At 67.1% G+C, this 13233-nt stretch carries 12 protein-coding genes; 5 read left to right on the top strand and 7 right to left on the bottom strand.

The features are described from left to right. The first annotated feature begins 109 nt into the window (after window positions 1-109). Genes AC3WP6_RS15615 through AC3WP6_RS15600 form a run of 4 tightly spaced genes read left to right on the top strand, consistent with a single transcriptional unit; the run spans window position 110 to window position 3330 of the window. A complete protein-coding gene (locus AC3WP6_RS15615) occupies window positions 110-655 on the top strand; it encodes a cytochrome oxidase (RefSeq protein WP_492628536.1) in 546 nt (181 codons plus the stop codon). A gap of 2 nt (window positions 656-657) precedes the next feature. Further along, entirely contained in the window at window positions 658-2157 is a 1500-nt protein-coding gene (locus AC3WP6_RS15610; RefSeq protein ID WP_492628535.1) for a cbb3-type cytochrome c oxidase subunit I, read from the top strand. Then, on the top strand, window positions 2129-2746 hold the full coding sequence (locus AC3WP6_RS15605; RefSeq protein ID WP_492628534.1) for an SCO family protein: 618 nt from the start codon (window positions 2129-2131) through the stop codon (window positions 2744-2746). Before AC3WP6_RS15610 ends, AC3WP6_RS15605 begins: the two co-directional genes overlap by 29 nt. After that, entirely contained in the window at window positions 2743-3330 is a 588-nt protein-coding gene (locus AC3WP6_RS15600; protein ID WP_492628533.1) for a hypothetical protein, read from the top strand. Before AC3WP6_RS15605 ends, AC3WP6_RS15600 begins: the two co-directional genes overlap by 4 nt. Before the next feature lie 90 nt (window positions 3331-3420). Here AC3WP6_RS15600 and AC3WP6_RS15595 read toward each other — a convergent pair whose 3' ends face one another. The 5 genes from AC3WP6_RS15595 to AC3WP6_RS15575 form a co-directional block, all read right to left on the bottom strand. After that, window positions 3421-4089 carry a chlorite dismutase family protein gene (locus AC3WP6_RS15595; protein WP_492628532.1) on the bottom strand — a complete coding sequence of 223 codons (669 nt, stop codon included), beginning with the start codon at window positions 4087-4089 and terminating at the stop codon, window positions 3421-3423. Between the two features lie 19 nt (window positions 4090-4108). Continuing rightward, window positions 4109-4603, bottom strand: coding sequence for a DinB family protein (locus tag AC3WP6_RS15590; RefSeq protein WP_492628531.1), 495 nt, complete (start codon window positions 4601-4603; stop codon window positions 4109-4111). Next, window positions 4593-6047, bottom strand: a complete 1455-nt coding sequence (gene hemG, locus AC3WP6_RS15585; RefSeq protein WP_492628530.1) for a protoporphyrinogen oxidase — start codon at window positions 6045-6047, stop codon at window positions 4593-4595. The genes AC3WP6_RS15590 and hemG overlap by 11 nt, the downstream gene beginning before the upstream one ends. Next, window positions 6044-6994, bottom strand: coding sequence for a ferrochelatase (gene hemH, locus AC3WP6_RS15580; RefSeq protein WP_492628529.1), 951 nt, complete (start codon window positions 6992-6994; stop codon window positions 6044-6046). The genes hemG and hemH overlap by 4 nt, the downstream gene beginning before the upstream one ends. A gap of 466 nt (window positions 6995-7460) precedes the next feature. Then, a complete protein-coding gene (locus AC3WP6_RS15575) occupies window positions 7461-8957 on the bottom strand; it encodes a beta-N-acetylhexosaminidase (protein ID WP_492628528.1) in 1497 nt (498 codons plus the stop codon). Window positions 8958-9294: 337 nt separating this feature from the next. Here AC3WP6_RS15575 and AC3WP6_RS15570 point away from each other — a divergent pair, with 337 nt between their 5' ends. Next, window positions 9295-9993 carry a hypothetical protein gene (locus AC3WP6_RS15570; RefSeq protein WP_492628527.1) on the top strand — a complete coding sequence of 233 codons (699 nt, stop codon included), beginning with the start codon at window positions 9295-9297 and terminating at the stop codon, window positions 9991-9993. Window positions 9994-10000: 7 nt separating this feature from the next. On the opposite strand, the gene AC3WP6_RS15565 is transcribed toward AC3WP6_RS15570, so the two are convergent. Continuing rightward, window positions 10001-11077 (bottom strand): GGDEF domain-containing protein, encoded by a 1077-nt coding sequence (locus tag AC3WP6_RS15565; protein ID WP_492628526.1) that lies wholly within the window; start codon window positions 11075-11077, stop codon window positions 10001-10003. A 228-nt stretch (window positions 11078-11305) separates the two neighbouring features. Next, a complete protein-coding gene (locus AC3WP6_RS15560) occupies window positions 11306-13195 on the bottom strand; it encodes a phospholipase D-like domain-containing protein (protein WP_492628525.1) in 1890 nt (629 codons plus the stop codon). Window positions 13196-13233: the final 38 nt, after the last annotated feature.

Genomic DNA, 13233 nt, shown 5'->3' with positions numbered 1-13233 from the left:
GAGTGCGAAATTCGCGGGGCAAGGTCACCTTCCCGAAGCCCCCGAACACGTTTTGACACCGGGGCCGGGCTAGGCCATAGTGCCGCCGTCTTGACCGCTGGGGACCGCCATGATCCTTCAGAACCTCGTCTGGACCATTGCGCTGGCCGGCATGAGCCTGGTCGCGCTGGGCTTCATCCACGTGATCCGCCAGGCTGGCAAGCCGGCCGACGACGTGGCGACACGCAAGGCCGCGCACACTTCCAACGTACTGCGACGATGGCTGTTCGGCGCCATGCTGGTCATCTTCGTGGGCGCCACCTGGGCCACGCTCCATCGGTTTCCGATCGCTTCACAGCACGCCGCGCTGGATATCCAGCAGGTGGTGGACGTGACCGGGCAGCAGTGGTCGTGGCAGATCACGCCGAACACGGTGCGCGCCGGCAGTCCGGTGGAGTTCCGGGTGACCAGCAAGGACGTGAACCACGGCTTTGCCATCTACGCGCCGGACGGCCGGATCGCCGCCCAAACCCAGGCGATGCCGGGGTTCACCAACAAGCTGGTGCATACCTTCACCCAGCCCGGCACCTACCGGGTGATGTGCCTTGAGTACTGTGGCCTCGGGCATGCGCCCATGGTCTCCGAGTTCACGGTGGTCGCTGCGCGCGGAGGGTGATCATGGCTGCTCTCACGATGTACCCCGAAAACGAACGTCTCGCCGGTGGCAATCGGGCCGCGTTCAACCTCTACGTCATCTCGGCCGTGGCGCTGTTCGTCCTGATGATGTTGCTCGGCCTGATCATGCGCATGGGCCAGGCGACCTGGCTGGCGGTGCAGCCCGATCTTTTCTACCGCATCCTCTCGATGCACGGCGCCGGGATGGTCGGCACCGCTGGCCTCGCCACCACGGCGGTGATGTGGTTCTTCCTGCGTGCGCATGTCCGGCTGCACCTGTGGGCGTTCGTCACCAATTACGTGATGTTCCTGCTCGGTGCGGCGTGCCTCATCTATGCCGTTTTCGTCGATGGCTACGGTGCGCTGTGGACCTTCCTCTATCCGCTGCCGGTGCATGGCATGGGGTTGTGGAGCCCCGACGCCGCGGCGGTGTTCATGCTCGGCTACCTGCTGATCGGCGTGGGCATGCTGGTGTTCTACCTCGACGCTGCCGCCGCCATCATCAAGGTGTACGGCAACCTCGGGCGCGCGCTGGGGCTGCAGTGGTTGTTCCGCGGCACGATCGACCCGGATCACCCGAAGACCGTGGTGGCCAGCACCATGGTGATCATCTCCAACGTGCTGGGCATCCTGGCCGGTGCTGTGGTGCTGGTGATGAGCCTGGTCAACGCGTTCTATCCGGAGATGGCACTGGACGCCCTGCTGGCCAAGACTCTGATCTACTGGTTTGGCCACATGTACATCAACGCCACCATCTACATGGGCGTGATCGCGGTGTACGCGCTGCTGCCGCGCTACTCGGGCCGGCCGTACCCGATCTCGCGGGCGTTCCTGTGGTCCTGGGCGGTCAGCACGGTGTTCGTGACCATCGTGTTTCCGCACCATCTGCTGATGGACTATGCCTTGCCGCGCTGGTTTGCGGTCATGGGCCAGGTGGTGTCGTACGGCGCGGGGTTCCCGGTGTTCCTGGTCACCATGTACGGCGCGCTCACCAACATCTACCGCGCGAACCTGCGCTGGACGATGCCGTCGCGGCTGATGGTGCTGTCGCTGTTCGGCTGGGCGGCGGGGATCGTGCCGGCCATCCTCGACGGCACCATCCGCGTCAACCTGGTGATGCACAACACGCAGTGGGTGCCCGGGCATTTCCACTTCTACCTGTTGCTCGGCGTGCTGCCGATGGCGCTGGCGCTGATGTTCCACGTGATCGGCCAGCGTGCGGGCGCGCTGCCGAACAGCGCCGCCGACCGGCTGGGGTTGCCCGTCTACCTGATCGGCGGGCTGATCTTCACCCTGGCCTTCCTCGATGCCGGGCACCTCAGCGTGGCGCGGCGCATGGCCACGCACCTGCCGGAGTGGACCGGCACCGACAAGGTCGGGTCGATCGGCGCGATGCTGGTGGTGCTGGGCATGCTCTACTTCGCCGTGCGCATCACGGTGGGCCTGCTGAAGGCGCCGGCGCGCGGAGAGCCCGATGAAGGTCCTGCGAACACTGCTGGCTAGCCTCTTGCTGCTGGCGGCAGGCCTCGGCGTGCTGGCTGTCGCCACCCATGGGTTTCGCGCCTACACCAGCGAGACGGCCCGTCGCATCGACATCCGCGAGCATCCCCGGGCGGTGCCATCCACGCCGTTGCAGACCGCCGATGGGCAACGCACCAGTTTCGGGGAGCTGCGCGGGCGCTGGCTGCTGGTCGATTTCATCTACACGCGGTGCCTGACCTACTGCTCGGTGCAGGGCAGTGAATTCGCGCGCCTGCAGCGCGAACTGGCCGCACCGATCGCCGCCGGCAAGGTGGCGCTGCTGAGCCTCAGCTTCGACCCGGCCCGCGATGACCCCACGGCGCTGGCGGATTACCAGCGCCGGCATGGCGACCGCGGCGCCGGCTGGATCGCGGCGCGCCCGGTCGATCAGGCGGGCCTGGCCGAGTTGCTGCACCGGTTCGGCGTGGTCGCGGTGCCGGATGGCATCGGCGGTTTCGTGCACAACGCCGCGATCGCGGTGGTCGATCCGGACGGCCGCATCGTCGCGATCCTGGACTGGAACGACTGGCAGGCCGCTGCCGATTACGTCCGCCGGTCGCTGCGGTCATGATGCCGTCCGCCGGCCGCTGGTGCCTGGCCGGCGCGTTGCTCTGGGCGGCACTCGCCTTGCCGCCCGTGCGGCACGCGCTCGAATCCGCGATGACCCTGCACATGCTGGTCCAGATCCCGCTGCTGGCGCTGGCCGGTGCCTGGCTGGCGCAGGGCACGCCCCGCTGGCTCGAACGATCGCTGTCGGCGTGGAACCATCGCGGCATCAGCGGCCTGCTGCTGGCCTCGCTGGCGGGCCTGGTCTGGATGCTGCCGCTGGCAGTGGACGCGGCGCTCAACGACCCATGGGTCGAACTGGCGAAGTTTCTCAGCGTGTCGCTGCTGATCGGTGCGCCGGTCGCCCTGAGCTGGCCGCGCGCGGGGTTCGTGGTGCGCGGTGTCGTCCTGCTCGAACTGATCGCCACGATGCTGCGCCTGGGCTGGCTCTACCTGATTTCACCCGACCGCCTGTGCAGCAACTACCTGCTGGACGACCAGCAACGGCTCGGCAGGATGCTCCTCGTCATCGGCTTCGCTGTGCTGCTGATCCTCGTCTGGAAGCTGATGTGGGGGCACGTCGGCGGGCACGCGACGCACGACGATTGAGCGGGTGGGCGCGATTGGCCGTCCAAACCGGAGTCAGGCTCACTGTCCGGGGCCGGACAAGTGAACCCGACCCCGTTCGATTCCTCGCCGTCAGGCGTACTGCGCCAGCCCATCCTCCAGCGGGAAATAGCGCCCGACGATGAAGGGGTGCTCGTCCTGCATGTACAGCCGGGACTTGGATTCCCGCAGCTTGCGCACGCAATCGACCAGGCGGCTCAGGTCGTTGGTCTCGAAGGTCAGCAACCATTCGTAGTCGCCCAGCCCGAAGCCGTACACGCCGTTGGTGAGGATGTCGGGGGTGAATTCGTGGCCGATGTCGCCGTGGTCGCCGATGAGCGCCTTGCGCTCCCACTTGGGCAGCAGGTAGTACTCCGGCTTGCGGATGAAGGGATAGAAGCACAGGTATTCGCGTGGGCGCATGCCGATCGCGAACGAGGTCGGGTGTTCGGAGAATTCGAACGGCTTGGTGATGCCGGTGAACGCGTGCGGCGTGGTGATGTAGCGGCCCAGCGACGAGCGGCGGATCTCCAGTTGCAGGTCCTGGATGTCGTTGAAGTGGTCGGCGAACATCCAGAAGAGGATGTCGGTGTGGGCCTGGAAACCCTGCACGACGTAGGTGCCGCGCAGGCCGACGCGGTCGGCGTATTTGTCGAAAATTTCGACCACTTCCCGAATCGCGTCTGCGCGGTCGTCCTTGTCCGCCTTCTGCCATTTCGCGGTGAACTTGATTGCCAGTTGGGCGGTGAATTGGGTTTGCATGGTGGTGGCTGTCCGTGGTTCAGGCGGTAGTGCGAAGCGACTGCTTGATGGCCGCAATCTGCTTGCCGTGGAGGTCGTCGTGGATCCAGATGGTGTCGAGCAGGTTCTTCAGGCTGATGCGGCCGAATGGTGGGTGTTCCAGCGACCGTTCGGCCAGCACGCGTTCGTGGGTTTCGTTGAACAGCGCCTGCAGGTCCCGGAAGCGCGACTCTTCCAGCAGGCGGATCAACTCCGCCTTGGAGAACGTCCCGCTGGCCGGTTGGTCATGACCGCAGCTTTGTTGCAGGCCGGCGGCGAGCAGCGACGGGTCCTGTTCCTCCACGCGTTCGCTGCGCGACTGCAGCGCATCGAGCACCAGCGCGGCGGTGGCGCGTTCGCTCGCCTGCAGGTGGTGGGCGAGCTGGGCGATGGAAGGCCCGCCGTCGGGCGGCCGCGCGTTCAACTGCTCGTCCGTCAGGCCGTCGAGGCTGTCCAGCAGCGCCTTGCGGGCCCGGCCAAGGTTTTCAATCAACATGCAGCGTCTCCGGTGTGTTCAGCAGGTTTCGTTGTGTCAGGTGGTCGACCAGCGCGTGCGCGGCCTGCTCGCCCTGGCGGATGCAGTCCGGCAGGCCCACGCCGCCGTAGGAGGCCCCGGCCAGGAACACGCCGGGGAGCGCCGCGGCCATGGCCTTGCGGGTCTGCTCCAGGCGGTCGAGATGACCGACCGCGTATTGCGGCATCGCGTGCTTCCAGCGGGTCACGTGGCAGAACGCCGGGGTTTCGCGCAGTTGCGTGATCCGCCGCAGGTCGGCCATGACGGCGTCGACGATGGCCTCGTCGGGCGCATCGACGAGCTGCGCGTCGTGGGCGCCGCCGATGTAGCTGCGCAGCAGCGCCGCGCCGCGCGGGGCCACGTGCGGCCATTTGAGATGCGACCAGGTGCAGGCCGTGATGGCATGGCCCGTGCCGCGCGGCACGACGAAACCGGTGCCGTCCAGCGACGTCCCGGTGATGCCGTGCGGAAAGGCCATGACCACATTGGCGACCGAGGTCGGCGGCAACGTCGCCACCGGCGGGATGGCGCTCCCGGCCACCGGGAGCAGGCTGGTCGCGGCGGCGTCCGGCAGCGCCAGGATGATGGCGTGCGCATCCAGCGACCGCCCGTCGGCCAGCTCCACGCGGTAGTGCCCGTCCTGTTTCCGGATGGCGCTTGCCGTGCTGTTGCGGAGCACCGTGCACATTGCCAGCCGCTCTTCGAGCCGCGCGGTCAGGGCCTGCAGGCCGGTCCTGAAGGTGAGGAACGGCCCGCGGTTCTGGTTGCCGGCCGGTGCCGGCTTCGCGTGGCCGTAGAGGGTGCCCATCGCGCGGATCAGGCTGCGCCCGTTCCGGCTCGCCCGATCGATCTGCGGAAACAGGGCCTGCAGGCTGTAATGGTTGACGTCGCCGGCGTAGATGCCCGACAGCAGCGGCTCGATCAGGCGGTCGACGACTTCGTTGCCCAGCCGGCGGCGGAAAAAGGCGCCGGCTGGCTGGTCGCCGGCGAGGTCCGGGCCGTGCGCGAACAGATCCCGAACCACTCGCAGCTTGCCGGCCGGGGAGAGCAGCGGCGACCGGAGCAGCGGCCCCAGCCGGACCGGAATGCCCATCATGGTGCCGGCCGGAATCGGGTACAGGCGATCGCCCCTGGCGATGAACGCCTGGCCCGTGTGGCTACGGACCAGGTCGTCCGCCAGGCCCAGGTCGCGTACGAGCTGGCCGGCGGCCGGCTTGCTCGCCACGAAGGAATCCGGGCCGTGTTCGATCAGGAAACCATCGCGGGTGGTCGTCCGGATCTTGCCGCCGAGCCGCGGGGCCGATTCCAGCAGCGCCAGCCGGGGCATCACGCCCTGGTCCGCCAACCCCTGCTGCAGGCGAAAGGCCGCCGCGAGCCCGGTCACGCCGCCGCCGATGATGACGGCGTGCAGCGGCTCCGCGCTCATGCCGGCACCGCCATCGCATGCGCCAGCGCGTCCAGCGCCGCATCCGCCAGGCCGTCGATGAACAACGGCGCAGCATTCGGCATGGCGGGGCGGATATAACGACCGCCCAGCTCATTCACGACGGCTCGACATTCGATATCCATGTCGTAGAGCACCTCGAGATGCTCGGCGACGAATCCGGTTGGGCAATAAATGAAGGTGCGATAGCCGCCATGCCGATACAGGCCGCGGGTCAATTCGCGGATATCCGGGCCGAGCCAGACATCCGCGGTTCTTCCGGCGCTTTGCCATGCCGTGGCATATCGCCCGAGTCGCGCTGCCCGTGCAATGGCGCGCGCGCTTTCCTCCAGTTGCCGCTGATAATGCTCGCTCACGCCCGGCATGGTTTTCGGCAGGCTGTGCGAGGAGAAAACGACCGCCGTCGTGCTGACCTCGTCTTCCGGAATGGCGGCCAAGGCAGTTTCGATTTGCCCGGCCCAGTGGCGGATGAACTTCTCTTGCCGGTACCAACCAGATACGGTCGTTATCGTGAGGCCACCCAGCCGCACAGCAGCCGCCTGCGCACGCGCGGCGTAGCCCTGCACGCTGGCGTTGCCGTCGTATGGCGCCAGCACCAGCGCCACCGCCTGCGTGATGCCGTCCCGGTGCATCGCCGCGACCGCGTCCTCGATGAAGGGCTCCGCGTGTTTCAGGCCGATGTATGACTTGAACGCATACCCGCAGCCGCGGGCGTTCAGGGCTGCCGCCAGTGCGTCCGCCTGCCCTTTCGTGATGCGGCCCAGCGGCGAAATGCCGCCGATGGCCCGATAGCGGTCCTTGAGATCCTGCAGCAGGGCATCGGTTGGTTTTTGCCCGTGACGGATATGGGTATAGAACGACTCGATGGCGTCGGGACTGTGCGGTGTGCCGTACGCCATGACCAGCAGTCCAATGGTTTGTTGCGGCATGGCGTCGTTTTCCTCACGCGAGCATCTCGCAAACGCATGGGTATTGCGGAAGCTCACATTTGATGGCTTGTCTGGCGGGGCCGGTATGGTTTGGTAAAACCTTTTGGTGAATGCCGAAATACGTCGTCGGGCTTGCCTCGGCAGGAACGCGCCCGGTTATTGCCATGCCGTTGTTCGGCATGGTCAAAAACACTTCCAATGCGGCCGGATTTCGGCCCCATTGTTTTCGGTTTCCATGAAAACCATGGTTTTTTTAAGGCGGGGTCATTTTTGCCGCACTGATGCAGGTCAACCGCAAAAAATGCGGCAACTGCCAATCCGGGCACCGGAAGGCCGCGGAACCAGCTGGCAGGCGGGTGCGCGCGGCAATGGCCGGGCGCGCGGCTTCAGCCGAGTGCGACATTTTGCCATCGGACGCGATGGCCGATGGGCAATGCCCGCGAACGCGGGTGCGATCGAGGGGGCGCTATTTTCCCCACACCTCGGGCCCGGCGTAATACCGGATGTGCATCGCATCGAACTGCGGGCGCAGGGCACGCAGGCGGCGCAGGAAGCCGGGGTAATCCAGCGGGCTGGCGGGGTCGCGCCAGGCGACTTCGGCGACGGCGGCGAGGCGCGGCCACAGGCGGTTGTCGGTGGCGGCGTCGGTGTGCACGAACTCCGACCACAGGTCGCCTTCGACGCCCGCTGCAGGCGGATAGGCGCGCGGGTCGAAGCGGTACACGCGCTCGAGCGGCACGCCGTTGCGGCACCAGGTCTGGGTGCCCGGCTGGCCGGGGTAGTTGCCGTGGTCGAGGTAGAAGTAGCTGCACGGCGACAGGATCCACCGGTGGCCTTTTGCGGTGGCTGCCGCGGTGGGGTACTTGTCGTTCCACAGTTGCAGCAGGGTGTCGGGGCGGGTGGCGGCCACCGAGCCTTCCTCCCACACGATGGCCTTGCGCCCGAGGTCGTTGACGATGCCCGCGGCGCGCGCGACGAAGTCGGCGTACAGCGGGTTCTTGATCTCGTCGCCGCCGATGTGGAGATATTCGGACGGGAAGATCGCCGCGACTTCGGTGAGCACGTTGCGCACGAACGGGTAGACCACGTCGGGCTTCTGCAGGCACAGGATGTTGAAGCCGACGTCGATCCCGGCGTAGGGGCCGAGATTGGTGACGTCGTCGCAGGCCAGCTCGTGGTAGGCGGCGATCGCCGCCTGGATGTGGCTGGGCAGGTCGATCTCCGGGACGATGGTGACATTGCGCGCCGCGGCATAGGCCACCAGCTCCCTGAGCTCCGCCTGGGTGTAGAAGCCGGGGCGCCCGCCCTTTACCGCGCTGGCGCCGCCGATCTCCGTGAGCCGCGGGTAGCGCTTGATCTCGATGCGCCAGCCCTGGTCGTCGGTCAGGTGCAGGTGCAGGCGGTTCAACTTGAAGAACGCCATGCGGTCGATGTGCGCCTTGAGGTAGCTCACCGGCAGGAAGCTGCGCGCGACGTCGAGCGAGCTGCCGCGCCAGCGATAGGCCGGCACATCGGTGATGGCCAGCTGCGGCAGGGTGATGGCATGGCCTTTCGCGGGCGGTGCCGGCGGCAGCAGTTGGCGCAGGGTTTCCACCGCGTAGAACAGGCCGGCATCGGTGCGCGCTTCGAGTGTGATGCCGTCGTCGATGCGCAACCGGTAGCCCTCGTCGCCGAGTGTCGGGTCGTCGACGCGGCGCAGTTGCAGCCGGGTCGCCGCTTGCGCGCTGGTGGCCAAGCCGACCCTACCCAACACCTCATCCAGCGCGCGGCGTGCGCGTGGCGCGTCGGCATCGGCGCTGACGTCGACCGCCCCGGCCAGTCGCAGCTCACCACCCGTCACCATCAGCCATTGCGGTGCGGGAATGATCGCCACCCCGGGCGCCACAGGCGCGTGAATCGACTGCCGTGCGCAGCCGGCCAGAGCCATGATCCAGACGAGTGCCAGCAGGCTGCCGAACTTCATCCGATTTCCCCTCAATGTCACGATCCGAGTGCAGTGCAGGAGCATCGCCCCCATGTATCGCGCGCGCAAGCCGCCGCCTCACTGCATGTCGTGCCCCGGCCCATGGCGCCGATCGGGACCGCGGTACGCTGTCACCCGCGCGAGCGCGGCGGCGACGGAGGAACTGGCGATGATCCAAGGTGGGGTATCCGCTGGGTGATGCCGCGGTATCGGGATACCCGCTGCAGGCGGGTTTGCGTTGCGTCTGAGGTTGCCGTGGCCGGCACGCAGCGCAGGAACTTGCCGCGCGACCCGGCTAGTCTCCTCGCATTGCCTGACCCATGCGCGGAGGTGCCTCATGCCGTCGACCAGTTGTCACCCCGATGCCCCGCACGAAAAGCTCAAGGCGCCGGATTGGTACGTGTCGGCGCTGATGATGGATCGCGCACTGGACGCGATCCTGCGGCGGGTGAAGAAGCTCGACCGTGCGCACGACATTCCCTACCTCGCCGGTTACAGCCAGGACGGCAAGACGATCTACATCGATCGCCATCTGCCCACCAGCTTCACGTTTCGTGGGCGCACCATCGCGGTGGACCGGTTCCTGATCCTGCATGAGGAGGTGGAAAAGACGCTGATCGACCAGCTCGGGCTGCATTACCTGCATGCGCACCAGATCGCCACGCGCGCGGAAGAGGCTGCGGTGAACGCGGCGCGGGTCACCTGGCAGGCGTACGACCGCTTTATGCAAAAGTACGTGAAGCAGATCGGCGACGAGCGTCTGCAGAAGGTGCCGGCGGATCTCGACCTGAAGCCGTATCGCGATTACCACGACTACGACCTCTTGCAACGCATGGAGCAGCACAGCGAGCACACGCCCGGCCTCGGCGCGAAGTTCAAGGCCGAGCTGAAAGCCTACGCCGCGGCGTTTCGCGAGCAGCGCGAGGTGGCGAAGCGGCAGGCTGCACGGGTCGGGAAAGCGGCGCCGGCAGCGAACAAGCGCGCCGCGAAAGCAGCGCCAGTGCCGCCGCGCAGGCCTGCCGTACGTACCCGCTGAGAGGTCTTCAGGCCTCCGTTTCTGCCACCACCTGATTGCGTCCGCCGCGCTTGGCGGCGTACAGCGCGGCGTCGGCGCGTTGCAGCAGGTGGTCGAGATTGTCGCCGACGCGCGCCATGGCCACGCCACAGCTGATGGTCACCTCGGCGCGGATCAACAGCGGCGCCGCCGCCACGGCTTCGCACAGTGCCACGGCCTTGCGCCGGGCGCTGGCCACATCCACATCGCGCAACACGGCGACGAACTCGTCGCCACCCCAACGGCCCAGGCTGTCGGTGTCGCGGAAAACCGTGCGCGCTCGGGCGGCCAGCGCAATCAGCGTGTGGTCGCCGGCAAGATGCCCCAGTTCATCGTTGATGGCCTTGAAGCGGTCGATGTCGAACAGCACGACGGCGAAGCGCGGCACGTGCCCCGGATTCCACGCCAAATCGGCGCCCAGCAACAGCGCCATGTGGCGCCGGTTCGACAACCCCGTCAGGTCGTCGGTGTTCGACAGCTGCGCAAGTTGCTCCACCGTGCGTTGTGCGGTGCCCAGCTGGTGCTGGTAACTCGAAAAGTAATACAGCGCGGCAATGATCACGATCGACACGAAATGCAGCTGCAGTGTGAGGTTGCCGTACTCGGCGCCGTTGCCGCGCGCAAGGTAGGGCAGCGTCAGCGCAATGAATACCACCAGGAGGCCACACGACAGCGCCAGCCCGGTGCGGTGGTCGGTAAGGGTGAAAGCCAGCACATAGGTGATCGGCATCCACAGGTACAGCGGTTGCAGGTGGAGCCCCGTGGCGTACTGCGGCCAGTACATGCGTAACGTCATGCACACTGCGCTCACGAGCGCGATGTAAAGCAGGCAGGTCAGCTCAATCACCCGCTGCGGCAGCGCATTGGTGGCGGTGGCGACCAGGAGCGCGGTCAATACCACCGTGGTCCCCAGCAGCACCCAGTTGAGCGCCGGCGTCAGCACGTTCTGCGCGTCCATCACCAGCCACCCGGCCACCGTGCTCAATAACCCAAGCGCAATCACGACCACCAGCATCAGGTGCTTGAAGTGGTCGATGGACGGCGTTGCCGTGGGCTGCAGCTGCATGGTGGGCGGGAGGTCGTGGCCGATTGGGCAAGGCACCGCGTACGGTGTGTGATATGCAATCGAAGCACTTTGCGTGCCACTGGTGCTCGATGGATGCCGGTGGCGGACAAGTTACCGGCCTCCACCGCCATCAGCGGCCCCCTGCTTGACCTCACCCGGTAAGGATGGGGTGCACGAGGTGACGCTGGGCGGCAGTCGGCGGCCGCTTTGCGTAGCCTGCACCGGGCACTAGAGGACGCCTTTCACCCCCGCCCCGAAGGCGGTGATGAGCCGGGTGTAGATGAGTTTGGACGAGAGGTCGACGTCGGGAAAGTCGCCGACCGGGGTGTAGCAGGAGTCGAACCCGGGGGCGCTTGGTGCGAGGGGCTGGCAGCCGGGTTTGATTTCGTAGCTGGTGGCGTAGCGGAACGGCCACAGGTCGAACAGCGGCAGGCGGGCGGAAAGGTTGCCGATGGCGAGGCTGATGTCGCCCAGCACCGGAATGACCGGCTCGCGCTTGGCGATGGTCCACGCGTTTTGCGGCAGGGTGTCGTCGAGGATCGACGCGCGCACCTCGTTGGCGAAATCGCGGTCGACCACGATCACGCCGGATTCGGTGTTGTAGTGGTCGGAGCGCGGGTCGAAGTTGTGCGAGCCGACCATGGCATAACGCTGGTCGATCACCATGGATTTCGCGTGCAGGCTGAAGCGCCGGCCGGGCGTTTGCAGCGGTGCGGGGCGGTTGCGTTTGCCCTGGCTGCCGAACAGGCCAGGCCGGCGCTCGTTGCCGGGAAAGCGCGCGTGGCGCCGACGTGTGGTGGCCAGCGGTACGCCGTCCGGGCCGGTTTCGGCGCCTTCGTTGGCGTCGGCATAGGCATCGGCGGCGCTGTCCGCATGCGGTTTGAGCTCGTGGATCTCGAAGCCGTATTCGGTGAGGTAGCGGCGCCGGTTTTTGTACGACAGTGCGTAGACTGCAAAGGCATCGGTGGCGGCGAGCGAGTTGGTGGAAACGATGACGCGCGGCGCCGGCTGCTCGTGGTGCAGGCGCTTGAACAGGCGCTGCGCGCGGCGGCTGAGCACGAGGTACGGCGTCTGCAGCACGACTTCGTGGTTCGCGTCGGCCAGTATCGTCATCAGCCGCGAGGTGAGCGCGCGCGCGTCGCGCTTGTGCGGCGCGTCGGTCTTGGCCGGCAGGTCGCTGAAGTAATTGACGTCGGCAACTTTCAGCGTGTCGTCGCCGATCCAGGCTGCGAGCCAGTCGGGGTCTTCGGCTTCGGCCTGCACGCGGGCCACGCGCACCGGGTCGGTGTAGTGCGGCGCGGGCCAACTGGGGGCGGCACTGTCCGCGCGGATGCGTCGGTTGACGTCGCGCAGGCGGATCAGCGGCACCGCGCGCGGGTGGTGCCAGAACAGCGCGAAGCTGGCCGCCATTTCGCGCCCGATCGTGCCGCCCGCCATCACGTCGCGGTCGAGGTAATCGAACTGCGGGTCCCAGTTGAAATAGCGGTTCTGGTAATTGCGCCCGCCGGTGATGCCGATGGTGTCGTCCACCAGCAGCAGCTTGTTGTGCATGCGCTGGTCGAATTTCATGAAGCAGCAGGCGACGCCGGCGGCAAACTGCAGCGCCGAGGTATGCGCGTCGTGGAAGGTGGGGTTGTAGAGCTTCACCTGCAGGTTGGGGCTGACCCGCGCCAGGCGGTCGAGCAGGTCGAGGTTGTCGAACGAGAACAGCTGGTCGGCCAGGATGCGCACCTTGACCCCGCGCCGCGCGGCAGCCACCAGTTCGTGCAGCATCAGCTGGCCCACGTCGTCCTCGTCCCAGATGTAGGTCTGCACGTCGATGCTGGTGCGCGCGGCGCGGATCAGGCTGATGCGCGCGGCCAGCGCGGCTTCGCTGTCGTCCAGCAGGGCGACGGTGTTGACCGGGTGTTCGGGGGTGGATGCCGCCAGCGCCGCGTCCGCGGCGGCCAGCAGCGGCGAGGGCGTGGCGCAGTGGTTGGCAGCGCTGCAGGTGGCGCCGCGGTTCGGGCTGGCGGCCACGATCGCGGCCGCTTCGCGGATGTGCGCACGGCTCAGTGTGCAGCCTTGCAACAGCGAGGCGGCCAGCAGCAGTGCAAGGATCAACCAGCGTGGGCGCATGAATCGGGAACAGGGCAGGGGCAGGCCCGGATACGCGC

This window comes from Rhodanobacter sp. FW106-HT46G03, assembly GCF_058789895.1.
This window is presented reverse-complemented; position numbering and strand designations above follow the sequence as displayed.